Origin of the sequence: Ochrobactrum sp. WV_118_8, assembly GCF_039631535.1 — a bacterium.
GTDB classification, from domain to species: Bacteria; Pseudomonadota; Alphaproteobacteria; order Rhizobiales; family Rhizobiaceae; genus Brucella; species Brucella anthropi.
Genome location: NZ_JBDIUZ010000003.1, coordinates 73,855 through 95,490, shown reverse-complemented (window position 1 = coordinate 95,490; position 21,636 = coordinate 73,855). Strand labels below are relative to the sequence as shown.

The window sequence follows — 21,636 nt, the reverse complement described above, 5'->3', positions numbered from 1 at the left end:
GGACGTAACTGGCGCGAGATCATGCGAGATCAGCTGCCAGCTACATTGAATCTGGCGACTCCTATCCCCGTCATCCGCGGCTAGACGCAATACGTCGACGAAATTCGCTAAGGCCCCAAGCGTGAAACGAGGCTCGAGAATAAGCCCAACCGAAAGCCGAGGGCCATGGTGTGGTCTCCCCTCTACTTGAGAAGTTCGCCGTGCGATGCCTTGCATACCGACCGTCCCATTTATCCTCTAAAAATGTCGCAACCATCCTTTAGTATTTATCGCAGGCGATTAATAGTGGCGAATGCGTGGATCGGCCAACAACTCGGCCGTATTCGGACCAAATGGCCTAATAGAAAGAGTCATTTTTCAGATGAGCGCCGCCCACAAAGCACCTCGTACAATTGTATTCTATCTGCTTCCGCATTTTACCTTAATTGCATTTTCAAGCGCCGTAGAAGCGCTTCGATTGGCAAATAACGTCCTCGGTTTCAATGCCTACAGCTGGAGATTTGTTTCTCTCGATGGTGAAAATGTGACGGCCAGTTGCGGTCTGGAAATCGCCGTTCACAATTCGATTGCTGTCGAACGAAGTCACCTGGGCGGCGACAAGCACCCTACGATGGCGATCGTGTGTGGCGGCCGCAATGTGGAAAGGCACAACAACAAGGCTGCAATCGCTTGGCTTCGCGAAAGCCGACACAAAGGAGTCGCGCTGGGAAGCGTTTGCACTGGGGCCTTTTTCTTAGCACAATCAGGGCTGCTCGACGGAAAGCGTTGCACCATCCACTGGGAAAACTATCCGGGATTTGTGGAACGGTTTTCGAATGTGCGTGCAACTACTGGCATCTATGAAGTCGACGGCGGGTTCTATACCTGCGCTGGGGGAACTGCCTCCTTTGACATGATCTTGCACCTCGTCAGCCAGGAATTCGGCGAGCAGGTGCCTGCAAGCATTTGCGATCAAGCGCTCGTTGAACGCATCCGTAAACACGACGATCGGCAGCGACTTCCTAGATCGATCAAGATTGGCACAACCAACCCCATTATTCTGAAGCTGGTGGAGAAAATGGAGGCAACTCTTTGCGAACCCATGCCCGTGGACGACCTGGCTTCGTATGTTCGCCTGTCAAGAAGACAAATTGAACGCCTGTTTCGAACAGAGCTGAGGTCCTCCCCTTCGCGCTATTATATGGAACTGCGACTGGAGCTCGCTCGGCAATTGTTGGTACAGACAGCGATGCCGGTGGTTGAGGTGGCAATTGCGAGCGGATTTGTTTCGCAGTCTCATTTCTCTAGGTGTTATCGCGAGGCATTTGACTATTCGCCACACGAGGCTCGGCTTCCCCACCCTACCCGGTCATTCCAAGTGCCACCGTCGCGCAAGGATCCATTGTTGGAAAAGGCTCACCATTTCCCGGCGGAAAGACATGGTCAATTGGCTTGAAACTTGAAACACGCGAAACCGGTGTCGCCTTCAAAACCGCCTATAGGCACCAGGTCTGAGTTGTTCGACCATTTTGCGGCAGCGCTGGAGCGATCAACTTTTCACGCCGCGATAGATGATCTCATAGTAGCTGAGAGCGATGGCGGCGGCATGCTGCCTACCGTCTGGTTTGTACCACCGCGACATCCAGTTCAGCATCGATAAGATACCTTTGGCACAAATCGCGATGTCATCAATGGCGAAGCACCCCGTGCTTGCTCCTTCAGAAAGCAGGCCCCGAAGTAGCGCTTCATACCTGTCTCGGGTTTCGAGTTGACGGTCGCTGCGGGCATTCCTAGCGATACCACTTGTACCGTGAAATAATGCAACGAATGCAATATAGTGCGTTTCAAAAAATTCCGCGTGGGACGTCATAAATATCTTAAGTTTATCTCGGGGTAATTCGTCAGAAGTTATCTTCGCGTGCACGTGATCATACAGCCCATCCAGGAGATAGACGACGATTTCATCGTATATCACCTGCTTTGACTGGAAGTAGTGATAAACGGCCGCTTTGGTAACCCCGACCGCGTCCGCGACATCCTGGAGAGAGGTTTGTTCGAAGCCCTTCTCTGCGAACAGGCGCGCTGCTGCACTCTGAATTGTCTGCCGGGGTGCGTCCATCGTTGGGGGCCGCCCCACCGGTCCTTTGGTCGACTGCTTCATGGCTATCCATATCCTATTGACGTTGGTGGCCGTATATTTTATTACCGGCCGCACGGTATGTAATTATAGATTGCACCAAAGGGGTTTACGAAATGGGCCAATTGCCTCTTTCCAACGTGGTAGTTGTCGACCTGTCGAGAGTGCTCGCGGGCCCCTTGAGCTCGATGGTCTTGGGCGATCTGGGTGCAGACGTAATCAAGGTGGAGCATCCTTTGCGGGGTGACGACACGCGAGATTGGGGAATCCAAATCTCACCCGGTAATACGTCCTATTACTATAGCTTTAATCGAAACAAGCGGTCGATTGCCCTCGATCTTACAACCGACGAAGGGCGCGAAGCCGTACGAACGCTCTGTGCGAAGGCGGATATCATTGTCGAAAACTTCAAAGCTGGAGGAATGGAGAAGTTTGGGCTCGGATACGATACCCTTAAGCAACTGAACCCCCGGCTGATCTATTGCGCAATCTCCGGCTATGACCGCTACGGCTCTGAAGGTCCCCGCCCCGGCTATGACCTTGTCATCCAGGGTGAATCTGGCTTGATGGCAATTAACGGCGAGGCAGAACAAGCGCCACTGAAGTTTGGTGTAGCAGCTGTCGATCTTTTTACAGGCATGTATGCCGCGCAGGCTATTTTGGGGGCGCTGTACGAGCGTGAACGTACAGGCCAGGGCCGCAGGATCGATTTGGCGCTCTACGACTGCGGCATAATGATTAGCTCCTATTACGGGCTTGAGGCCCTGCTCAAAGGTGAAGATCCGCCACGTTTTGGCAACTCCCACCCTTCAATTGTCCCGTATGGCGTCTTCGACGCTGCAGATGGGCAATTGGTAATCGCCGTAGGCACCAACCGTCAATTTGCCAGCCTCTGCGAAGTCCTTGGCTGTCAAGATCTTGGTCGCGATCAGCGCTTTTCAACCAATCTCCTACGGTCGAAGAACAGAGACACCCTGCTCCCATTGCTAACCTCGAAGCTGGCAGTGCATTCCCGGTCGGAACTTTTGAGACAGATTGCTGCTGCGGGCATCCCCTGTGGTGAAGTCGTCGGATTACACGACGCTCTTACCAGCCCTCGGACTCGTGAGGCCGGACTGGTAACGCAGCTCGACCATCCAGAAGCGGGGGAAACACCAGTTCTTACACCGCCTTGGCGGTTCGATGGCAGCCGGGTCCCAGTTCGACGTCCACCAATGCTGAACGAGCATTCCGCCGAAATCCGCGCCAGCTTGCTTGCTAAGTAAAGGGCCAAACGACATGGATCTCTCATTTTCACAGGACGAAATCGCATTTCGCGATGATCTTAGAGCTCTGTTTCGCCGCGAAATCCCATCTCGCATTCGAGAAATGGTGAGTGCAGGACATTCCCTAAGCAAGCAGGACCTGATTGATTCACAACGCATCCTGAACAAGCTAGGGCTCGCGGTACCGCATTGGCCAGTGGAATGGGGTGGTCGCGATTGGACGGCAATTCAACGCTATATTTTCATCGAAGAATTGCAACGCGCAGCGGTCCCCCTGCCCCTGCAGTTCAACTGTTTTATGGTGGGCCCTGTCATTGCCCGGTTCGGCACAACGGAGCAGAAAACGCGCTTTTTGCAGCGTGCAGCCAACCTAGACGATTGGTGGTGTCAGGGATTCTCTGAGCCGGATGCAGGATCAGACCTTGCATCGCTCAAAATGAAGGCCGAGCGGAGTGGCAGCGGCGGTTACATCCTGAACGGTCAGAAAACTTGGACGACCTACGCCCAATACGCCGATTGGATCTTCTGCCTCGTCAGAACTGATTCCAACGTCAAGAAGCAGGCGGGAATCTCCTTCATCCTTGTCGATATGAAATCGCCGGGGATAACCGTGCGCCCCATCATTACGGTTGATGGCCGACACGAGGTCAATGAGGTGTTCTTCGACAATGTCGAGGTTCCGAAAGACAACCTGGTCGGCGAAGAAAACCGCGGTTGGGACTATGCAAAATTCCTTTTGGCCAATGAGCGATCGGGAATTGCGCGCATCGGTCTTTCTAAGGAGCGAGTGGCCCGCGTTCGTAGGCTGGCGCAGCGAACGCGGGCCGGAGGCGGGACTGTATGGGACAGTGAATCGTTTCGAACTCGCGTGATCCACCTGGAGACCGATCTCAAGGCTCTGGAGATGACGCAGATGCAAGTGCTTGCACGCCAATCGCTGAATCCGGAAACCACACAACCCGACCCAACGTCTTCCATTCTGAAGATTCGAGGTTCTCAGCTTCAACAAGCCGCCACGGAACTCCTCATGGAAATCGCGGGGGCAGACGGACTGTTGGACGGGGGAGATCCTGCCTCTGCCCTGACAGACAACAATGCAACGACGAACACCTCGTCAGCAATGTCCCTCTACCTGAACTTCAGAAAGGTCTCGATCTACGGCGGATCGAATGAGATCCAGCGCAGCATTATCGCCAAGACAATTTTGGGGCTTTGAAACTATGAACTTCGAGTACGCCGATGAGCAAAAGATGCTCGACGAGAGCATCGTTAGACTTCTGTCCGAACACGAACCGGTTCACGTGTCCGACGCCGACGATGAAGCCCGCCTATGGCCAAATTACGCCGAACTAGGTCTTCTGGGAATGAGTTTCGATGAAGCCGACGGCGGCCTTAACGCTGGCCCGATCGAAACCATGATCATCATGAGGGCCATCGGAAGATATTTGTGTACGGCACCGTATCTGGCAAGCGCGGTCTATGGAACGCGCCTTTTCAAGTCGTTAGCTGTCGAGTCCCAGAAATCAGAATTGGTTGACGCTCTGGTCTCTGGCGCGGCGCAGCTCGCAGTAGCGCACACCGAACCAGGTGCAAGATATCGGCTGTCTCATGTTGGCCTGACTGCTAAGGCCGACGATGAATCGTATGTCCTGACGGGGACCAAACAACTGGTTCTGGGAGGCGCTTCCGCAAGTCATTTCATCGTCAGTGCGCGGACATCAGGAGGGACTGCCGACTGCGAGGGGATCACGCTATTTCTGCTTTCGCGTTCAGTCCAAGGATTGGTCGTTGCAAGGGCGCGCGCCATTGATGGACGAGCCTTGGCCACGGTCCATCTCGAAGGTGTTCGGGTAGGCAAGGATGCTGTTCTGGGGAGCGTTGATGGCGGCTTCGAACCTATTCTAGGGTGTTGTCACGTTAACTGGGCTACAGTTGCCTGCCTGACGGTTTGGGCGTAAATTTTGGCGATGCAGACATCAGATATCATCTTCAAGCGTCACCGTTTTCCGCCACAGATTATTGCTCATGCGGTGTGGCTTTATCTGCGGTTCAACCTTAGTCTGCGTGAAGTTGAGGAAATGCTGCTTGAGCGTGGAATCGACGTATCATACGAGACAGTTCGTCGTTGGATCGCCAAGTTCGGCCCCCAGATCACACGCAACTTGCGGCGGCGTCAGGCGCGCCCCGGCGATATTTGGTATTTGGACGAAGTGGTCGTCAAATGCGCTGGAGAAAAATTCTGGCTTTGGCGTGCGGTGGATCAACATGGCTCCGTTCTCGAAGAAATCTTGCAGAAGCGGCGTGATAAAAGGGCGGCAAAGCGATTGCTTGTGGCGTTAATGAAGCGCTATGGCTTTGCTCCCAAACGGATCATCACCGATAAGCTCCGCTCCTACGGTGCAGCAAAGGCAGAAGTGGCACCCGGCCTTGACCATTGGTCGCACAAGGGCCTCAATAATCGGGCCGAAAATAGCCATCTGCCGTTTAGGAAACGGGAGCGAACCATGCAAGGTCATCGGTCACCTGGAGCGTTGCAACGGTTCGTCTCCATGCACTCAGCGACCCGCAATTGTTTCTCTGTTCCATCTCGTCGCCGAGCCGCACACACAATTCGCTACCATCGCCTCGAAGCTTTCGATGCATGGAAAATTGCGGCCTGTTTCGCCTGAATATCTACGAGCCCCTGGCCTTTCCGGCCAGAGAAACTTAACGTGACAACACCGTTCGAGACCAAGGGCTGGCCGGCTCCCGGCTTCGCTGCCTTCGTCTCTTCAGTCATCGAGGGCGGTGTCGATCCGTCGGAAATGGATGGCATCCGCGTCAAGCTCAAGGAGGTAGGCCTTGAGCCTTATGATTGCCTGTCACCGGCGCTGATGGATTTCCTTGCAACCTGGACCGCGAAGAAATCCGGCGTTCTTGCTGCGTGACCTAAAAGGCGGGCCGCTCGAGTGGCCCGCCACATCTAAAGCCAACACCGAGACCAGTCATGAAAGAAATCTCTGCCAGCAAGTCGTTCGGCGGCACGCAATATCTCTTCTCGCACTCATCCGAAGCCTGCCAGTGCGACATGACATTCGCAGTCTTCATGCCACCGCAGGCGCAGACAGCCAAGGTTCCGGTCCTGTGGTATCTTTCGGGGCTCACCTGCACGCACCAGAACGTCATGGACAAGGGCGAATATCGAAAGGTTGCCGCCGAACTGGGCGTTGCCATCGTCTGCCCGGATACAAGTCCGCGTGGCGACGACATACCCGACGAGCCGGACAACTGGCAATTCGGCAAGGGAGCCGGATTTTATCTGGACGCCACCCAAGCGCCCTTCGCCACGAACTACAATATGGAAACCTACATCCTGGAAGAGCTGCCCAGATTGCTGGACGAAAGCAGCCTTGCGCTGGATTTCGGTCGCCAGAGCATACTCGGTCACTCCATGGGAGGGCATGGCGCGCTGACGCTGGCGCTGAAGAACCCCGAGGGGTTTGCTTCCGTATCCGCCTTTGCACCGATCACCCAGCCGTCAACGGCCGATTGGTCCCGCCCCGCGTTGGAGAAGTTTCTGGGGGCAGACCCGTCCGCATGGCGGGCTTTTGATGCGACCCTGCTGATTGAAGACGGCCGCCGCGTGAAGGAAATCCTCGTCGACCAGGGCACCGCCGATCCGTGTCTCGAAACGGGCCTGCGCCCTGAGCTGCTCAAAGCCGCTTGTGACGAGGCGGACATCCCGCTCACGCTCAACCTGCGCGAAGGATACGATCACTCTTACCTTTTCATCTCGACATTCATGGCGGATCACATCCGCTGGCATGCGGAACGCCTGCAGCGCTGACGGCGGCCGTTTCGACTTTCGGATTGGAATCGTTCTTGGCGACAATCCAAAAAACCGCGCTGGACGCAACGTTTGTTTGATGCGGTCTGCAGTAGCGACCGTAACATCCGGTCGTCTTTCGACGCCGGATGCCAAGGTAGGACAGCTCGCCTGGATGATCTACTGGAGATCATCCCGGCCTCTTTTCATCTCAATCAGGCGAGTGCTGCCTTGACGGTGTTGTCACGTTAAGTTTCTCTGGCCGGAAAGGCCAGGGGCTCGTAGATATTCAGGCGAAACAGGCCGCAATTTTCCATGCATCGAAAGCTTCGAGGCGATGGTAGCGAATTGTGTGTGCGGCTCGGCGACGAGATGGAACAGAGAAACAATTGCGGGTCGCTGAGTGCATGGAGACGAACCGTTGCAACGCTCCAGGTGACCGATGACCTTGCATGGTTCGCTCCCGTTTCCTAAACGGCAGATGGCTATTTTCGGCCCGATTATTGAGGCCCTTGTGCGACCAATGGTCAAGGCCGGGTGCCACTTCTGCCTTTGCTGCACCGTAGGAGCGGAGCTTATCGGTGATGATCCGTTTGGGAGCAAAGCCATAGCGCTTCATTAACGCCACAAGCAATCGCTTTGCCGCCCTTTTATCACGCCGCTTCTGCAAGATTTCTTCGAGAACGGAGCCATGTTGATCCACCGCACGCCAAAGCCAGAATTTTTCTCCAGCGCATTTGACGACCACTTCGTCCAAATACCAAATATCGCCGGGGCGCGCCTGACGCCGCCGCAAGTTGCGTGTGATCTGGGGGCCGAACTTGGCGATCCAACGACGAACTGTCTCGTATGATACGTCGATTCCACGCTCAAGCAGCATTTCCTCAACTTCACGCAGACTAAGGTTGAACCGCAGATAAAGCCACACCGCATGAGCAATAATCTGTGGCGGAAAACGGTGACGCTTGAAGATGATATCTGATGTCTGCATCGCCAAAATTTACGCCCAAACCGTCAGGCAGGCAACTGTAGCCCAGTTAACGTGACAACACCTCTCGAACAGTTCCGGATGGATGAAGGACAGGCGGAGGCGTCGCCTTAACCGGCTGGTGCGGATCGAGGCAATAGTCTATCGGGTGGCGTCGCCTTAACCTGACGTAGGAGGCAATCATTTCTTTGTCCTGAATTTCAGGCTTGGATCGGCAACGCGATCTCACGCCAGGTGGCGCTGGCGAGGGCGCGGAGTTGGCGATGATCAGCGGCATTCAGGTGTTTTCGATGAAGTTGGAAAAGATTGGCAATTTGGCCGTGGGTTGAGACGAAACGTTGGCATTGACCTGCCGACTTGAACCGCATCATGCGTCGCTCTCGTCGTCGAACGGGAAGGTGAGAATTTTCTGCGAGGTTGTTGAGCCCTTTGTGCGAACGGTGTTCGATCCCCAGCATGATCTCTCGCTTTGCGGCGGAATAAGAACGCAGCTTGTCTGTCACCATCACGCGCGGCGCAACACCTTGGCTCTTCAACAATTTGCGCATCAGCCGAAGAGCGGCTCCCTTGTTTCTGCGGCTTTGCGGCAGAGCATCGAGAACGTAGCCGTTGGCATCGACGGCGCGCCACAGCCAGTATTTCTTGCCCTTGATCGATACGACCATCTCATCGAGATGCCATTTGTCTGCGAAGTTGCCGATCGACCGCCGCTTGAGTTGGTGGGCGAATTTCAGGCCAAACTTAGTCGTCCATTCTGAGACGGTCTGAAACGAGACGGCAATGCCGCGCTCGGCAAGCAGGTCTTCGATATCGCGCAGGCTCAGCGGGAACCGGTAATAGAGCCATACCGCATGCGCGATGATCTCGGCTGGAAAGCGGTGGCGTTTGTATCGGGCGGACGCATCGTCAGTCATGCCGATAGACTATTGCCTCGATCCGCACCAGCCGGTTAAGGCGACGCCTCCCTGCCGCACTCAAGCAGCACGGCGGAGCCGATTCGCCAGTACGCGCTGGGCGTCCCCGTGCCGCTTCTTCAACTACAGTACTGTCGAGATCGGCAATAGCGCCACCGAACAGGCGATCCGGCCAATCGCATTCGGCTCTAAGGACCGGTTGTTTGCTGAAGCGGACAAGGGCGTCGCTCTCGTCGCTCATCGAAACCGCGAAGCTCAACGGCTATTGCCGTAGTACATCGCCCAGCACCCTCACCGGACGTTTACCAGGCACTCTGGTGTCGGCTTCCCCTCGTATCTCTGACGCCTCCGTGATCGACGTGAAAGAAGGAATCACAGTCGATTCATGGGGCACAAAGACTATGAACGATGTAGGTAATTGAGGGTTTGGGCGGTCGGATGCATTAGTGCGATAGTATTTTCGAAAGAAACATTTGCGCTCGCTCACTTCGAGGAGTGCCGAAAAAGTCACTCTTCGTCGCATCTTCGACAATTTCGCCCTTGTCCATAAAAATTACGCGGTCTGCTACCTTCTTCGCAAACCCCATTTCGTGCGTGACAACCATCATGGTCATCCCTTCCTGCGCGAGTTCGACCATAACGTCGAGCACTTCGTTGATCATCTCAGGATCGAGTGCTGAGGTGGGTTCATCGAAAAGCATGCAAATCGGGTCCATGACAAGCGCACGCGCAATCGCCACGCGCTGCTGCTGGCCTCCCGAAAGCTGGCCAGGGAATTTTTCCGCGTGCGCCTTCAGCCCAACTCGATCAAGGAGTTTCATAGCCTTTGCCATCGCCTCATCGCGGCGCCGGCCAAGTACCTTCATCTGACCCAGGCAGAGATTCTCATAAATTCGGAGGTGGGGAAAAAGTTCGAAATGTTGGAAAACCATACCCACCCGGGAGCGAAGCTTCGTAAGATTCGTCTTCTTGTCAGTAACTTCAACCCCGTCGAGAACAATTCTCCCCTCTTGGATGGGCTCCAAGGCATTAACGCATTTAATGAGCGTTGATTTCCCGGACCCGGATGGACCGCAAATCACGACAACTTCGCCCTTGTTGACGTTTGTCGAACAATCCGTCAGCACGCGAAAAGACTGCCCGTACCATTTGCTAACATGGCTGAGTTCGATCATGGCTGCTCCTTCGAGCGGACGCGAGGTGTTGGGGGACACTTGGGATTGGATCGTAGCAGACATTTGATCACCGTATGATTGCTGTGCGCGCTTCGAGGCGCTTGACCAGGAAGGAGGCGGCGAATGAGATCACGAAGTATATGATCGCCGCGAAGAGATACATTTCCACAAGGCGACCATCGCGCTGTGCGACTTTAGAAGCAGCACCGAGGAAGTCTGTCAGCGAAATGACATATACGAGAGATGTATCTTGAAAGAGGATGATCGTTTGCGTCAACATGACCGGCAGCATATTGCGGAATGCCTGCGGCAGAACGATATAGCCCATCACCTGTGAGTAGTTTAACCCTATTGCATACCCGGCGCCGGTCTGTCCGCGAGGGATCGACTGGATTCCGGCTCGCATGATTTCTGAGAAGTATGCTGCCTCGAAAAGGGTGAACGTGATGAGTGCCGACGCAAATGCGCCCACGGCGATCGGCTGGCTCGCTCCGATGAGCCAGGCCCCAATATAGGGGACGAGGAAGTAGAACCAGAAAATTACAAGTACGAGCGGAAGAGACCGCATCAGGTTCACGTACCCGCCGGCGAGTGTCGACAAGGCTTTGATCGAGCTAAGCCGCATGAGTGCTAGGAGGGTTCCAAGCACGATCCCCCCGATGGTGGCGAGCGCGGTCAGTAGCAGCGTGAAACGCATGCCATCCCAGAATAGATAGGGAAGAGAACGGGCGATGACGTCGAAGTCAAAACTATAGAACATCGTTAACGCCCCGCAGTATAGCCAGGTACAGCAACCCGGTGTTCAAGGTAGCGCATCCCGATCGTTACCAGGATGTTGACAGTGAGATAAAGGACAGTCGCGACGGTGAACGCCTCGAATATCTGAAAGGTGAATTCCTGCATGGCTCGGGCGCGGGCAGTGAGTTCTACCAGTCCGATCGTGAGTGCCACCGACGTATTCTTGATCGTGTTCAGGAACTCAGACGTCAGTGGAGGCAGGATGATCCGAAATGCCATTGGCAGCAGAACATATCGATAGGTTTGCGGTGTCGTAAGCCCGATTGCGGCACCCGCCAGCTTCTGACCACGGGGCAGTGAGCTGATGCCCGCACGGAGCTGTTCCGCGACTCGTGCCGACATATAAAAGCCGAGCCCCAAGACCGTCGTCCAGAACGCCGAATTTGGCAACGCTTTCAACCAGTTGCCCATGCTTTGCGGTAGCAGTTCAGGCAACACGAAATACCAAAGGAAAAGCTGTACAAGGAAAGGAATGTTGCGAAACAATTCCACATATGCGCTCGCAATCCTTTGGGCAGGCCCGGACGGCATCGTCCGCATCACCCCGACGACAAGACCCAGTGACAGCGCAAGAAGCCATGCACCTACTGCGGTGACTAGCGTTACTTGCAGACCCCGCAACAGCATTTCCAAGTAACTACCCGACCCATCCAGCGATTGCTGGAAGAGAATTCCCCAGTTCCAGTTATAGTTCATAGAGCCCTCCGTACGCTCCAAGCCTCATGGCGACGTTCTTTCGCCATGAGGCAGTTGTTGGAATTATTGCAGGTAGGAGGCCGTGTCGGCGGAGTCGGAAGGGTTCTCGAACGCGCGCTTCAATGCCGGGTCAAGCGGGACGTTCAGGTTAAGCCCGCGGGGCGGGATGGCCTGGTTGAACCACTTGTTGTAGATATCCAGCATCTCCGGGCTCTTGTAGAGCGCGGCGGTCGCGTCATCTACGAGTTCCTTGAACTCCGCATCGTCGCGACGGAGCATGATTGCATAGGGTTGGGGATTGGAAAATGCCTCCTGCGAGATTGCATAGCCGGACGGATCGCGCGACCCGGCAACGAGCGAGGCCAGCAGAATGTCGTCCATCACGAATGCTGCCGCACGACCCGTTTCGACCATAAGGAACGCTTCCGCATGGTCGTTTGCGGCAATGATGTTCATGCCGAGTTGCTGCGCCGTATTCACTTCGTTCAGCTCTTGGATATTGACCGTTCCGGATGTCGACACGACTGACTGGCCTTTGAGGTCGGCAATCGAGCTGAGATTGCTCGATTTCTTGGCAACGAACCTGTTTGCAGTCAGAAAGTATGTATTGCTGAACGCCACCTGCTTCTGGCGCTCTGCAGTATTGAAGGTTGAGCCGCACTCGAGATCAACGGTCCCGTTTGCGATCAACGGGATGCGCGTTGCCGAAGTAACGGGGTTAAATCGCACCTCAAGCTTATCAAGCTTGAGCCGCTCTTTGACGGCGTCGACGACCTTCAGGCAGATATCAACAGCATAACCGACCGGCTGCTGCTTGTCGTCGAGATATGAGAAGGGCACGGACGAGTCGCGGTAGCCGACCGTGATCACTCCTGTGTCCTTGATCTTTTTCAGCGTTCCGGTGAGATCATCTGCCGACGCACCACCACACATTGCTGTCATGACGACTGCAAAAGCACAAAGTTTCTTCAACATCGTATTCCTCCAGAGGTTGCAATTAGAAAGAGATAGCTGGCTGCTGGTTTCTTGGTCGCGTTGCAGACCCATGTGGCGGATGTTCAATATCCAATTGGTACGTTGCCTTGCGACTGCTCCCAAACAGAAAAGGCACCGGCCACGACACACCGCCTCACAACACGGTCAGTCGCATGTGACGTTCACGCAAACCATTTTGACCGTCGCTGCCTCTTCCTAGAGGGTATAATAAATGCGATAGGTGACTGCCGGTCAAATGCATTATAGCGGCCGATCTATGTGCAAATATTATATGATGGAGAAGATTATGCTGAAGCATAGGCAGGTGGAGGCGTTCCGCGCGGTCATCATCAGCGGTTCAGTGTCGACTGCGGCGGACATTCTCGGAATCACTCAACCTGCGGTCAGTCGGCTCGTGAAAGATTTGGAATACGAGACGCGCTTGAATTTGTTCGAACGCTCTGGAGGTCGACTTGTTGCAACCGGCGACGCGATGGCACTCTATCGCGAGATCGACCGCTCATTTGTTGGACTTGAGCGTATCGCCGGCTTGGCGCGCGATTTGAGAGAAAGACGAGGAGGTTCTCTGCGCATCGCGGCACTGCCGGGACTAGCAAACGGGTTCCTGCCGGCCTTTGCCGCAGGTTTTCTTGCCAAAAGGCCATCGTTAAATATGTCGCTTCACGGCATGAATTCTCATTTCGTCCTCGAATGGATCAGCACCGGCCATTGTGATCTCGGAATCGTCGAGAACACGCAACTCACCAACGTCACCATCGAAGAACTGCCACCCTGCGATATGGTAGCGGTGCTCCCTCTCCAACACCGGCTCGTGGAACGCGAGCGAATCGTTCCCGAGGACTTTGACAATGAGGATTTCATCTCACTCATACAGCCGTCGGTAATGCATGTCATGGTCGATGCCATAATGCGCGAGCGAGGAATAATCAGACGTATTAAGGCTGAAACTCCACTCTCCATGATTGTTTGTGGTATGGTTTCAGCAGGATTCGGCGTTTCGATCGTCGATCCGTTTACTGCCGATAGATATTCTTCATCTTTGGTAGTTCGGCCAATCGATCCGCCAATCTCTATCAATTGGACAATCGTGCTACCGACGCACATAAAAGCGTCTTCGATTACGAACGAGTTTATAGTCGAGTTTCGAAAAAGCTTTCGAAATTTTCTTTCGGAGCGATCGACTTCAGCAAAGCTTGCCTAGCCGTATGTTATCCTCATCGTCATGAACGACTGATATCGCGAAAATGGGTTTGGGGGCACATTCTTCAGCGCGGTCACTACAGAGTGCGGGCTGATCTGGCAATCCAAGTCCGACGTCAAGCAATCTCCCTCAATGTCAATCGCGCGCAGAACTAAAGCTCCACTTCCAGGGCGAGCCCTCGCGCCCGAGCAATATCCACCGCAACTGACGCCACCGCGAGATCCTGGAGGCCAACGCCCGTGCCGTCGAACAACGTGATCTCCTCCGGCGAGGTCCGCCCCGGCGCCAGGCCGGCGATCACCGCGCCGAGCGGCGTGATGTCGCCGGTCGCGATCAATCCCTGCGCCACCGCGTGCTGCGCCTCACCGATGGTGACGGACTGTTCAACCTCATCGGCAAAGAGCCGAGCGCGTGGGAAAAGAGCCGCCTCTACTTCCTGCTTCCCTTTAGTGTCGGTCCCCATGCAAGCGAGATGGGTTCCTGGGCGAATATGCCCGGAAAGAAGAATCGGTGCGAAGCTGGATGTGATCGTGATGATGACATCGGCCTGTGCCCCGAGTTGTGGCAGGTCGACCACCTCGAAAGGCAGGCCGAGTTCGACCGCCGTGTCGGCCAGCCGCGACAGCATTTCGGGGTGCAAGTTCCAACCAACCACCTTGTCGAATTTGCGCGCCCGCACTGCGGCGCGCATCTGGAAGGCGGACTGGTGACCGGCCCCGACCATGCCGAGCACGCGGGCGTCGGGGCGGGCCAGATGCTTGATCGACACCGCCGAGGCGGCGGCCGTGCGCAGCGCGGTCAGCAGGTTACCGCCGACCGCCGCCTTGATCCGGCCGGTGTCCGGGTCGAACAGCAGCACCGTGGACTGGTGGTTGGTCAAGCCCTTCGCCATGTTGCCCGGCCAGTAGCCGCCCGCCTTGACCCCAAGGACGAGCCCCGCACTGTCGAAGCCAGCCTTGAAGCCGTAGAGCGCGTCGGCATAGCCGATCGCCTCTCGGATGACGGGGAAGTTACGGGCCTCGTCTCGCGCCATGGCAGCGAAGACGCTTTCGATGGCTTCAAAGACAGCGGCCTCGCTCATGAGGTCGGAGATCAGACGCTCCGGTACGATGATCATGGATTGACTCCTCCAAGAATAACACCGGAGCGCCCAGTTGCGCTTCGCAGGTACGTTCTCAATACGCCTTGCCGCGTGCCGACACCGGCCAGACCGTCTCGACCTTACCGTTGCGCACCCCGACATACCAGTCATGGACGTTGCAGGTCGGATCGCAATGGCCGGGCACCAGCCTGAGCTTGTCGTTGACCTTCAGCACGCCCTTGGGGTCATCGATCACACCGTGCTCGTCGCTGCACTTGATGTATTTCACGTCGTCGCGGCCGTAGATGAAGGGCAGGCCGCTGTCGACCGATTGCGCCTTGAGGCCGGCGTCGCAGATGGCGCGGTCGGGCTTGGCGTGGCTCATCACGCTGGTCAGGATGAACAGCGCGTTCTCCCATTCGCCCTTGTCGATGCGGTGGCCATCCTTATCGAGGATGCGGCCGTAGTCAGCGTCCATGAAGGCGTAGGAGCCGCATTGCAGCTCGTTATAGACGCCCGAGCCCGTCTCGAAATAATAGGAGCCGGTGCCGCCGCCGGAAACCAGTTCCGGCTCCAGCCCGACAGCCTTCAGGCCCTCGACGGCGTCCTTGACCATGGCGATCGCCGCGTCGAGCTTCTCCTTACGCGCCTCATAGCTGTCGATGTGCTGCATCGCGCCCTGGTAGGCCTGGATGCCGGTGAACTTGAGGCCCGGCGCCGCGTCGGCGGCCTGGGCGATCTTCACGACGGCGTCGGTCGAGGTGACGCCGCAGCGGCCGGCGCCGCAGTCGATCTCCACGAAGATTTCGAGCTGCGTGCCGTGCTTTTCGGCGGCAGCAGACAGGTCAGCGATGTTGGCAACGTCATCGACGCAGACGATGATGCGCGAGCCGAGCTTGGGCAGGCGGGCCAGCCGGTCAATCTTGGCCGGGTCGCGCACCTGGTTCGACACCAGCACGTCCTTGATGCCGCCGCGCACGAAGACTTCCGCCTCGCTGACCTTCTGGCAGCAGACGCCGACCGAGCCGCCGAGCCTCTCCTGCAGTTTCTGCACGTCAACCGACTTATGCATCTTGCCGTGGCTGCGATGGCGCATACCGTTCGCCTTGGCGTAATCGCCCATCTTGCGGATATTGCGCTCCAGCGCGTCGAGGTCGAGGATCAGGCAGGGCGTCTGGATCTGGGATTCGTCCATGCCGGGGACCGCCGGCACGTCGAAACCGACGTCGAGTTGTTCAGTTTGAGTCGTCGCGTTCATGCTCTTCTCCTCAGTTCCACGGTAATTTGTCGAGATCCACATTGCCGCCCGTCACGATCACGCCGACGCGCTTGCCGGCAAAGACATCAGGGTTCTTCAGGATGGTCGCCAGCGGCACGGCGCTGGACGGCTCCATCACGATCTTCATGCGCTTCCAGATCAGCTTCATCGCGTCGACGATCTCCTGCTCGGAAGCCGTCAGGATGTCGGTGACGTTGTTCTTCACGAAATGCCAGGTCAGTTCCTTCAGCGGCACTTTCAGGCCGTCGGCGACCGTTTCTGGCGCGTCGTCGGCGATGATGCGGCCGGCCTTGAAGCTACGGTAGGCGTCGTCGGCCTGCTCGGGCTCGGCGGCGTAGATCTTTACGCCGGGCGCGAGATTGGAGAGCGTCAGGCAGCTTCCCGACACCATGCCGCCGCCGCCAATCGGCGCGACCACGGCGTCGAGACCGTCGACCTGCTCGATCAACTCGGCAGAGCAGGTCGCCTGCCCGGCGATGACACGATGGTCGTTATAGGGATGCACGAATTCCGCGCCGGTCTCGGCAACAACCTCGGCAAAGACGGCCTCACGCGACGAGGTTGACGGCTCGCATTCGACGACACGACCGCCGTAGCCCCGGACCGCATCCTTCTTAGCCTGCGGCGCGGTGCGCGGCATCACTACGGTGCAGGGAATGCCGCGCCGACCAGCTGCATAGGAAAGGCAGGTTCCGTGATTGCCGGACGAGTGCGTTGCAACACCCTTCTTCGCCTGCTCGTCGTTCAGGCCAAACACCGCGTTCGACGCGCCGCGCGCTTTGAAGGCCCCAGCCTTCTGAAGGTTCTCGCACTTGAAGAAGAGTTCGGCGCCAGCAAGTCCATTGATGAATGTCGATGTGAGAACGGGTGTGCGATGAATATGGGGTTCGATTAAGGCTCGTGCTGCAAGCACGTCGGTAAGATTCGGAATGTACATATCCAAGCGCGCTCCTTACGCTGTAATCGCTGCGGCGCCTCGATCGGTATCGCTCGGATCGAGAGCAACAGCATCAAGTTCGATGAGGTATCCATGATGAAGCGCCGGCACTGGAACGACCGACCGGGCAGGACGCGCTTCACCGAACGCCTTGGCATATGCTGCGTTGAAGCTGCTCCAATGCTCGACGCCGACGATGTAAGCTGTGACTTTCACGACATGAGAAGGCGTCGCACCAGCCGCCTCGAGTACGGCCAGCAAATTCCGGAGAACGAGACTGGCCTGGTTATCGAAGAGATCGTCAGATTGCTCCGACTGGCCTTCTGGTTTGATCGGAAGCTGACCGGAAACATGAATGAATCCACCCGCTCGGGCCGCCTGACTGTAGTGACCCAAAGGCTTCGGGGCGTGACTCGTTAATATGTGTTCTATTTGCGCCATTTCGCGTCTCCGAGGTGATTGCGAGGTGCAGATTGATCTTGACACCGGCTCTGCGCTGTACTCACGACCGCGTAAGTACTTAACTTGCCGGACCCGTTTGCTTGGATTTGCCAATACCAAAGCGGTTTGGTGCGAAGGGCGAAATGTCGATTGAGGTCTTTTCGCCTGCGAGGAGCTCTGAGACGAGCGTTGCGGTCATCGGCGCCCCTGTCATGCCGAGATGACCATGGCCGAAAGCATAGATTACGTCGGGTGTCCGGGTTGCCCGGCCAATCACGGGGAGCGAATCCGGGATGCTCGGCCGGAACCCCATCCATTTGGAATATCGTTCTTCAGAACTCGCAGGCGCGAGGGCTGGAAGAAGTTTTCGAGCGTGCGTATAGAGCACATGCGCACGTTTCCAGTTAGGAGCGGCTGTGAGCCCAGCGAACTCAACCGTACCCGCCACGCGAAGCCCCATTTCCATAGGTGTCGCGATGAATTTTCCTGACGCATCGGTCGTCGGAATGCGTGGAGCGGCTTCCGGATTCGCGATGACGATATGATATCCACGTTCGGTATCGAGCGGGATGTCATCGCCTAGCGAATTAGCAAGTGATTTCGAGTGTGCGCCGGCTGCGACAACCGCTGCATCAACGGCCAGAACGCCGTTCGTGGTTGTAATGCCTTTAAGCGCCCTACCTTCAGTCTCAAAGCCGATGACACGCGCAGATACGAATTCGCCACCGTTCGCGATAAAACGCCGAAACAAGAGGGTCACGAGCCCTTGCGGATTAATCGTGTGACCGTTCTCTTCTATAAGAATGCCCTTGGTAAACGCATGCGACAAGTTCGGATCGAAATCCCGCAACGCATCGGCGCTGAGGATCTGCGTGCGAACACCGTTGAGACGCCGCAGTTCCCAACCTCCGCGGTCCTTGGCGAAGTCTGCTTCTCCACGATATACGGTCAGATGACCTTCATGGCGGATCAGATGGCTCGCATCAGCCTCCTCCGCCAATGACTTGATCAGAGGCACCGTGGACTTGATGAGATTGCGGAGTGCTTTCGCCTGCTCCTTCACCTTGTTTGGTCTTCCGGCTAACAGAAAGCGAATCAACCAGGGCATGATGGTTGGAAAATAGCTGAACCGGATTGACAACGGCCCCATCGGGTCAAGGAGCCACTTCGGCACGCTCGTCAAGTTTCCCGGCATGGACATAGGGACGACGGATGAGCCGTTGAAGCATCCGGCATTCCCAAACGATGCACCTTCGCCAGGAGGGTTCGGGTCAATCAAGGTGACTTTGAATCCGCGGCGCTGAAGCATCAGCGCCGTGCATACGCCGACGATTCCGGCTCCAGCGATGCCTACTTTTTTGTGGTTCTCAGACATAGGATGCTCCCGCGGAGCCGACAGTCTCTCGCTGCCTAGCCACCGTTTCGCGGTAGGTGATAAAATTCGGCGTGCCTTACCTTGCTGCGGTAACGACGATTTCGATCAGGACGTCCTGGCCAAGATCTGAAACCCCTATCGTCGCACGCGCGGGCAAATCCTGTGCGTCGAGCCAAGAAGTCCAGACGTCGTTCATCTCTTGCTTCAGGTTCATGTCAGTGATGAACAAGGTCGCGGAAATTAGTTTCGTCTTGTCGGTTCCCGCTTCTGCGAGGAATTTGTCGAGCTTGGCACAAACTTGCGTCGTTTGGGCCCGCATCGAGGCGCCCTTGAGTTCATCGGCCAGCACGCCACCGAAGTAAATCACATCAGCATATTCAACTGACCGATGCATGATTGGTGTTCTGTCTCGACGTGTGATCATCGTCTTGCTCCTGCATTCATGGAATCGTGCCAACTACAGGTCGCGCTGTAGGCAGGATTCGGTGTTAGGCACTGCAGCTACGTCCGGCTCCACACCTCAGCCCTGGCTGCCTTCATGCCGCCTATATGCATAATATTTCAACATGATAACGCTTAGTCAAATGCCAATTATTGCGCTATCTATAATCAAATATTATATTATCGACGGAGGTTAGAAATATGGTGTTGTCACGTTAACTGGGCTACAGTTGCCTGCCTGACGGTTTGGGCGTAAATTTTGGCGATGCAGACATCAGATATCATCTTCAAGCGTCACCGTTTTCCGCCACAGATTATTGCTCATGCGGTGTGGCTTTATCTGCGGTTCAACCTTAGTCTGCGTGAAGTTGAGGAAATGCTGCTTGAGCGTGGAATCGACGTATCATACGAGACAGTTCGTCGTTGGATCGCCAAGTTCGGCCCCCAGATCACACGCAACTTGCGGCGGCGTCAGGCGCGCCCCGGCGATATTTGGTATTTGGACGAAGTGGTCGTCAAATGCGCTGGAGAAAAATTCTGGCTTTGGCGTGCGGTGGATCAACATGGCTCCGTTCTCGAAGAAATCTTGCAGAAGCGGCGTGATAAAAGGGCGGCAAAGCGATTGCTTGTGGCGTTAATGAAGCGCTATGGCTTTGCTCCCAAACGGATCATCACCGATAAGCTCCGCTCCTACGGTGCAGCAAAGGCAGAAGTGGCACCCGGCCTTGACCATTGGTCGCACAAGGGCCTCAATAATCGGGCCGAAAATAGCCATCTGCCGTTTAGGAAACGGGAGCGAACCATGCAAGGTCATCGGTCACCTGGAGCGTTGCAACGGTTCGTCTCCATGCACTCAGCGACCCGCAATTGTTTCTCTGTTCCATCTCGTCGCCGAGCCGCACACACAATTCGCTACCATCGCCTCGAAGCTTTCGATGCATGGAAAATTGCGGCCTGTTTCGCCTGAATATCTACGAGCCCCTGGCCTTTCCGGCCAGAGAAACTTAACGTGACAACACCGCCATTGCGCAGGATCGTGTAGGCGATGCCCGAGGCCTTGAGCTCGGCTTCGGTTGTCTTGTGTTCGTCGGCAAGGCTTAGCGGCGAGGTATCTGCGGCGAGCAGGCTTGTATAGACGATCCATTTCACGCCGGCTTTCTTGGCCGCAGCAATCACGTTGCTGTGCTGGACGGCGCGCTGACCGACTTCGCTCGACGAGATCAGGAGGAGCGTCTCCACACCCTGAAGGGCGGCAGTCAGTGTCTCCGGCTTGCCGTAATCGGCCTGACGCGCAGGCACGCCGAGGTCGGCAGCCTTTTCCGGCGAGCGGGCAAGAGCGACGATCGAATTTGCATCGACCTTCTGCTTCAGCTTTTCGATGACAAGGCGACCCAGCTGGCCGGTGGCTCCTGTTACTGCGATGGTCATTTTCGAATTCCTTTGTTCATGCAATGACAAAAGTGATATAACGCCGAAACGAACTATTCGTAAGTACCAACAAAAAGGTAAGCGATAAAAAATATGAAAGACCCCTCGCAGACCGAAAAGCCAACGGTGCTGCAGACGCTTGGGCGGGGAAATCTGCTTGCCTCTGAATGTCCATCGCGTGTCGTCCTGAAACACCTGACCAGCCGCTGGGGCGTATTGGTTCTGATCGCGCTACAGGGCGGCACCCATCGCTTCAGCGACCTTCGACGGAAGATCGGTGGCGTCAGTGAGCGAATGCTTGCACAGACCCTGCAGTTTCTGGAGGCGGATGGCATCGTCCTTCGACGGGATTTCCAGGTGGTGCCGCCGCATGTTGACTATTCGCTGACACCGCTTGGCGAGGAAGCCGCCGCCCAGGTTCGCTGCCTGGCAGACTGGATCGAGACGAACCTGCCCCAGATCGGAAAGAACTGGGCCGACGGATCGATTGTGGTGGATCGCGACAAGGCGTGACCAGAGTCTTTTGGTCAAATTTACGTCATCTGCCGAGCAATCGTTCGCTTGTGCAACCTGCCCGCTCTTCAATTACCGGAACGCTGCATTCGGACAGTGGGCAGAGGTTTTTTATTGCCGGTCCCTACGATCACACCCAATGCGCCGACGATAATCACGCTTTCGTTCGGCAGACATCTTTCGCCGG

Annotated in this window: 24 protein-coding genes and 2 pseudogenes; 11 read left to right on the top strand and 15 right to left on the bottom strand. The window is 56.1% G+C overall.

From position 1 onward, the window contains the following. Window positions 1–216 (bottom strand): annotated as a pseudogene (locus ABDF71_RS24705) (GlxA family transcriptional regulator); the annotation flags it as partial. 145 nt (window positions 217–361) lie between these two features. On the opposite strand from ABDF71_RS24705, the gene ABDF71_RS24700 reads away from it, so the two are divergent. After that, the gene (locus ABDF71_RS24700) at window positions 362–1,435 is read left to right on the top strand and encodes a GlxA family transcriptional regulator (protein ID WP_454623499.1); all 1,074 of its coding nucleotides are present in this window, start codon (window positions 362–364) and stop codon (window positions 1,433–1,435) included. Between the two features lie 93 nt (window positions 1,436–1,528). Here the strand turns inward: ABDF71_RS24700 and ABDF71_RS24695 are convergent, their stop codons facing one another. After that, the gene (locus tag ABDF71_RS24695) at window positions 1,529–2,140 is read right to left on the bottom strand and encodes a TetR/AcrR family transcriptional regulator (protein ID WP_454623498.1); all 612 of its coding nucleotides are present in this window, start codon (window positions 2,138–2,140) and stop codon (window positions 1,529–1,531) included. 92 nt (window positions 2,141–2,232) lie between these two features. Here ABDF71_RS24695 and ABDF71_RS24690 point away from each other — a divergent pair, with 92 nt between their 5' ends. The 6 genes and pseudogenes from ABDF71_RS24690 (at window position 2,233) to fghA (ending at window position 7,207) form a co-directional block, all read left to right on the top strand. After that, window positions 2,233–3,381 (top strand): CaiB/BaiF CoA transferase family protein, encoded by a 1,149-nt coding sequence (locus tag ABDF71_RS24690; RefSeq protein ID WP_500061832.1) that lies wholly within the window; start codon window positions 2,233–2,235, stop codon window positions 3,379–3,381. A 13-nt stretch (window positions 3,382–3,394) separates the two neighbouring features. Next, on the top strand, window positions 3,395–4,597 hold the full coding sequence (locus ABDF71_RS24685) for an acyl-CoA dehydrogenase family protein (RefSeq protein WP_500061831.1): 1,203 nt from the start codon (window positions 3,395–3,397) through the stop codon (window positions 4,595–4,597). Between the two features lie 4 nt (window positions 4,598–4,601). After that, window positions 4,602–5,339: an acyl-CoA dehydrogenase family protein gene (locus tag ABDF71_RS24680; RefSeq protein ID WP_500061830.1), complete on the top strand. Its 738-nt coding sequence runs from the start codon at window positions 4,602–4,604 to the stop codon at window positions 5,337–5,339. 9 nt (window positions 5,340–5,348) lie between these two features. Further along, entirely contained in the window at window positions 5,349–6,050 is a 702-nt protein-coding gene (locus tag ABDF71_RS24675) for an IS6 family transposase (RefSeq protein ID WP_055661736.1), read from the top strand. Window positions 6,051–6,104: 54 nt separating this feature from the next. Beyond that, a pseudogene (locus ABDF71_RS24670) lies at window positions 6,105–6,308 on the top strand (S-(hydroxymethyl)glutathione synthase); the annotation flags it as partial. Between the two features lie 59 nt (window positions 6,309–6,367). Next, window positions 6,368–7,207 (top strand): S-formylglutathione hydrolase, encoded by an 840-nt coding sequence (gene fghA, locus ABDF71_RS24665; RefSeq protein WP_376711401.1) that lies wholly within the window; start codon window positions 6,368–6,370, stop codon window positions 7,205–7,207. Between the two features lie 268 nt (window positions 7,208–7,475). Here the strand turns inward: fghA and ABDF71_RS24660 are convergent, their stop codons facing one another. Next, the gene (locus ABDF71_RS24660) at window positions 7,476–8,177 is read right to left on the bottom strand and encodes an IS6 family transposase (RefSeq protein WP_055661736.1); all 702 of its coding nucleotides are present in this window, start codon (window positions 8,175–8,177) and stop codon (window positions 7,476–7,478) included. A 197-nt stretch (window positions 8,178–8,374) separates the two neighbouring features. Then, on the bottom strand, window positions 8,375–9,088 hold the full coding sequence (locus ABDF71_RS24655) for an IS6-like element ISRsp9 family transposase (protein WP_454623496.1): 714 nt from the start codon (window positions 9,086–9,088) through the stop codon (window positions 8,375–8,377). Between ABDF71_RS24655 and ABDF71_RS24650 the strand changes: the two genes are divergently transcribed. Further along, window positions 9,033–9,362: an IS66 family transposase gene (locus ABDF71_RS24650; protein WP_454623552.1), complete on the top strand. Its 330-nt coding sequence runs from the start codon at window positions 9,033–9,035 to the stop codon at window positions 9,360–9,362. The two genes, ABDF71_RS24655 and ABDF71_RS24650, sit on opposite strands and share 56 nt — an antisense overlap. 169 nt (window positions 9,363–9,531) lie before the next feature. Here ABDF71_RS24650 and ABDF71_RS24645 read toward each other — a convergent pair whose 3' ends face one another. From ABDF71_RS24645 to ABDF71_RS24630, 4 genes are all read right to left on the bottom strand, one after another. After that, complete coding sequence (locus tag ABDF71_RS24645) at window positions 9,532–10,263, bottom strand: amino acid ABC transporter ATP-binding protein (protein ID WP_041544187.1); 732 nt, start codon at window positions 10,261–10,263, stop codon at window positions 9,532–9,534. Between the two features lie 67 nt (window positions 10,264–10,330). Beyond that, window positions 10,331–11,023, bottom strand: coding sequence for an amino acid ABC transporter permease (locus tag ABDF71_RS24640; protein WP_011578820.1), 693 nt, complete (start codon window positions 11,021–11,023; stop codon window positions 10,331–10,333). A gap of 2 nt (window positions 11,024–11,025) precedes the next feature. Next, a complete protein-coding gene (locus ABDF71_RS24635) occupies window positions 11,026–11,757 on the bottom strand; it encodes an amino acid ABC transporter permease (protein WP_281720408.1) in 732 nt (243 codons plus the stop codon). 63 nt (window positions 11,758–11,820) lie between these two features. Next, window positions 11,821–12,699, bottom strand: a complete 879-nt coding sequence (locus ABDF71_RS24630) for an amino acid ABC transporter substrate-binding protein (RefSeq protein ID WP_454623517.1) — start codon at window positions 12,697–12,699, stop codon at window positions 11,821–11,823. Between the two features lie 325 nt (window positions 12,700–13,024). Here ABDF71_RS24630 and ABDF71_RS24625 point away from each other — a divergent pair, with 325 nt between their 5' ends. Further along, entirely contained in the window at window positions 13,025–13,954 is a 930-nt protein-coding gene (locus tag ABDF71_RS24625; protein ID WP_205518827.1) for a LysR substrate-binding domain-containing protein, read from the top strand. Between the two features lie 151 nt (window positions 13,955–14,105). Here ABDF71_RS24625 and bhcD read toward each other — a convergent pair whose 3' ends face one another. The 6 genes from bhcD to ABDF71_RS24595 form a co-directional block, all read right to left on the bottom strand. Continuing rightward, window positions 14,106–15,071 carry an iminosuccinate reductase BhcD gene (gene bhcD / locus ABDF71_RS24620; protein WP_011578816.1) on the bottom strand — a complete coding sequence of 322 codons (966 nt, stop codon included), beginning with the start codon at window positions 15,069–15,071 and terminating at the stop codon, window positions 14,106–14,108. A gap of 58 nt (window positions 15,072–15,129) precedes the next feature. Continuing rightward, window positions 15,130–16,293 (bottom strand): 3-hydroxy-D-aspartate aldolase BhcC, encoded by a 1,164-nt coding sequence (gene bhcC / locus ABDF71_RS24615; protein ID WP_055976388.1) that lies wholly within the window; start codon window positions 16,291–16,293, stop codon window positions 15,130–15,132. A gap of 10 nt (window positions 16,294–16,303) precedes the next feature. Next, on the bottom strand, window positions 16,304–17,251 hold the full coding sequence (gene bhcB / locus ABDF71_RS24610) for a beta-hydroxyaspartate dehydratase BhcB (protein WP_162707492.1): 948 nt from the start codon (window positions 17,249–17,251) through the stop codon (window positions 16,304–16,306). Between the two features lie 15 nt (window positions 17,252–17,266). Beyond that, on the bottom strand, window positions 17,267–17,692 hold the full coding sequence (locus ABDF71_RS24605) for a RidA family protein (protein WP_011578813.1): 426 nt from the start codon (window positions 17,690–17,692) through the stop codon (window positions 17,267–17,269). A 79-nt stretch (window positions 17,693–17,771) separates the two neighbouring features. Continuing rightward, a complete protein-coding gene (locus ABDF71_RS24600; RefSeq protein WP_055976397.1) occupies window positions 17,772–19,067 on the bottom strand; it encodes an NAD(P)/FAD-dependent oxidoreductase in 1,296 nt (431 codons plus the stop codon). A 76-nt stretch (window positions 19,068–19,143) separates the two neighbouring features. Next, a complete protein-coding gene (locus ABDF71_RS24595; RefSeq protein ID WP_011578811.1) occupies window positions 19,144–19,491 on the bottom strand; it encodes a RidA family protein in 348 nt (115 codons plus the stop codon). 282 nt (window positions 19,492–19,773) lie between these two features. Here ABDF71_RS24595 and ABDF71_RS24590 point away from each other — a divergent pair, with 282 nt between their 5' ends. Beyond that, window positions 19,774–20,475, top strand: a complete 702-nt coding sequence (locus ABDF71_RS24590) for an IS6 family transposase (protein ID WP_055661736.1) — start codon at window positions 19,774–19,776, stop codon at window positions 20,473–20,475. Here the strand turns inward: ABDF71_RS24590 and ABDF71_RS24585 are convergent. Then, the gene (locus ABDF71_RS24585) at window positions 20,421–20,936 is read right to left on the bottom strand and encodes an NAD(P)H-binding protein (protein WP_445558114.1); all 516 of its coding nucleotides are present in this window, start codon (window positions 20,934–20,936) and stop codon (window positions 20,421–20,423) included. The two genes, ABDF71_RS24590 and ABDF71_RS24585, sit on opposite strands and share 55 nt — an antisense overlap. 93 nt (window positions 20,937–21,029) lie before the next feature. Here ABDF71_RS24585 and ABDF71_RS24580 point away from each other — a divergent pair, with 93 nt between their 5' ends. Further along, window positions 21,030–21,449 carry a winged helix-turn-helix transcriptional regulator gene (locus ABDF71_RS24580; protein ID WP_240579666.1) on the top strand — a complete coding sequence of 140 codons (420 nt, stop codon included), beginning with the start codon at window positions 21,030–21,032 and terminating at the stop codon, window positions 21,447–21,449. The last annotated feature ends 187 nt before the right edge of the window (window positions 21,450–21,636 follow it).

Bases quoted from the DNA above. Each gene is read 5' to 3' on its own strand.
- ABDF71_RS24655 (WP_454623496.1), bottom strand. From the start codon at position 9,088: ATGACTGACGATGCGTCCGCCCGATACAAACGCCACCGCTTTCCAGCC.
- ABDF71_RS24645 (WP_041544187.1), bottom strand. From the start codon at position 10,263: ATGATCGAACTCAGCCATGTTAGCAAATGGTACGGGCAGTCTTTTCGC.
- ABDF71_RS24635 (WP_281720408.1), bottom strand. From the start codon at position 11,757: ATGAACTATAACTGGAACTGGGGAATTCTCTTCCAGCAATCGCTGGAT.
- ABDF71_RS24650 (WP_454623552.1), top strand. From the start codon at position 9,033: ATGATCTCGGCTGGAAAGCGGTGGCGTTTGTATCGGGCGGACGCATCG.
- ABDF71_RS24625 (WP_205518827.1), top strand. From the start codon at position 13,025: ATGATGGAGAAGATTATGCTGAAGCATAGGCAGGTGGAGGCGTTCCGC.
- ABDF71_RS24580 (WP_240579666.1), top strand. From the start codon at position 21,030: ATGAAAGACCCCTCGCAGACCGAAAAGCCAACGGTGCTGCAGACGCTT.
- ABDF71_RS24660 (WP_055661736.1), bottom strand. From the start codon at position 8,177: ATGCAGACATCAGATATCATCTTCAAGCGTCACCGTTTTCCGCCACAG.
- ABDF71_RS24700 (WP_454623499.1), top strand. From the start codon at position 362: ATGAGCGCCGCCCACAAAGCACCTCGTACAATTGTATTCTATCTGCTT.
- ABDF71_RS24695 (WP_454623498.1), bottom strand. From the start codon at position 2,140: ATGAAGCAGTCGACCAAAGGACCGGTGGGGCGGCCCCCAACGATGGAC.
- ABDF71_RS24675 (WP_055661736.1), top strand. From the start codon at position 5,349: ATGCAGACATCAGATATCATCTTCAAGCGTCACCGTTTTCCGCCACAG.
- bhcD (WP_011578816.1), bottom strand. From the start codon at position 15,071: ATGATCATCGTACCGGAGCGTCTGATCTCCGACCTCATGAGCGAGGCC.
- ABDF71_RS24640 (WP_011578820.1), bottom strand. From the start codon at position 11,023: ATGTTCTATAGTTTTGACTTCGACGTCATCGCCCGTTCTCTTCCCTAT.
- ABDF71_RS24680 (WP_500061830.1), top strand. From the start codon at position 4,602: ATGAACTTCGAGTACGCCGATGAGCAAAAGATGCTCGACGAGAGCATC.
- ABDF71_RS24605 (WP_011578813.1), bottom strand. From the start codon at position 17,692: ATGGCGCAAATAGAACACATATTAACGAGTCACGCCCCGAAGCCTTTG.
- ABDF71_RS24595 (WP_011578811.1), bottom strand. From the start codon at position 19,491: ATGATCACACGTCGAGACAGAACACCAATCATGCATCGGTCAGTTGAA.
- ABDF71_RS24690 (WP_500061832.1), top strand. From the start codon at position 2,233: ATGGGCCAATTGCCTCTTTCCAACGTGGTAGTTGTCGACCTGTCGAGA.
- ABDF71_RS24685 (WP_500061831.1), top strand. From the start codon at position 3,395: ATGGATCTCTCATTTTCACAGGACGAAATCGCATTTCGCGATGATCTT.
- bhcC (WP_055976388.1), bottom strand. From the start codon at position 16,293: ATGAACGCGACGACTCAAACTGAACAACTCGACGTCGGTTTCGACGTG.
- ABDF71_RS24590 (WP_055661736.1), top strand. From the start codon at position 19,774: ATGCAGACATCAGATATCATCTTCAAGCGTCACCGTTTTCCGCCACAG.
- ABDF71_RS24585 (WP_445558114.1), bottom strand. From the start codon at position 20,936: ATGACCATCGCAGTAACAGGAGCCACCGGCCAGCTGGGTCGCCTTGTC.
- ABDF71_RS24630 (WP_454623517.1), bottom strand. From the start codon at position 12,699: ATGACAGCAATGTGTGGTGGTGCGTCGGCAGATGATCTCACCGGAACG.
- fghA (WP_376711401.1), top strand. From the start codon at position 6,368: ATGAAAGAAATCTCTGCCAGCAAGTCGTTCGGCGGCACGCAATATCTC.
- ABDF71_RS24600 (WP_055976397.1), bottom strand. From the start codon at position 19,067: ATGTCTGAGAACCACAAAAAAGTAGGCATCGCTGGAGCCGGAATCGTC.
- bhcB (WP_162707492.1), bottom strand. From the start codon at position 17,251: ATGTACATTCCGAATCTTACCGACGTGCTTGCAGCACGAGCCTTAATC.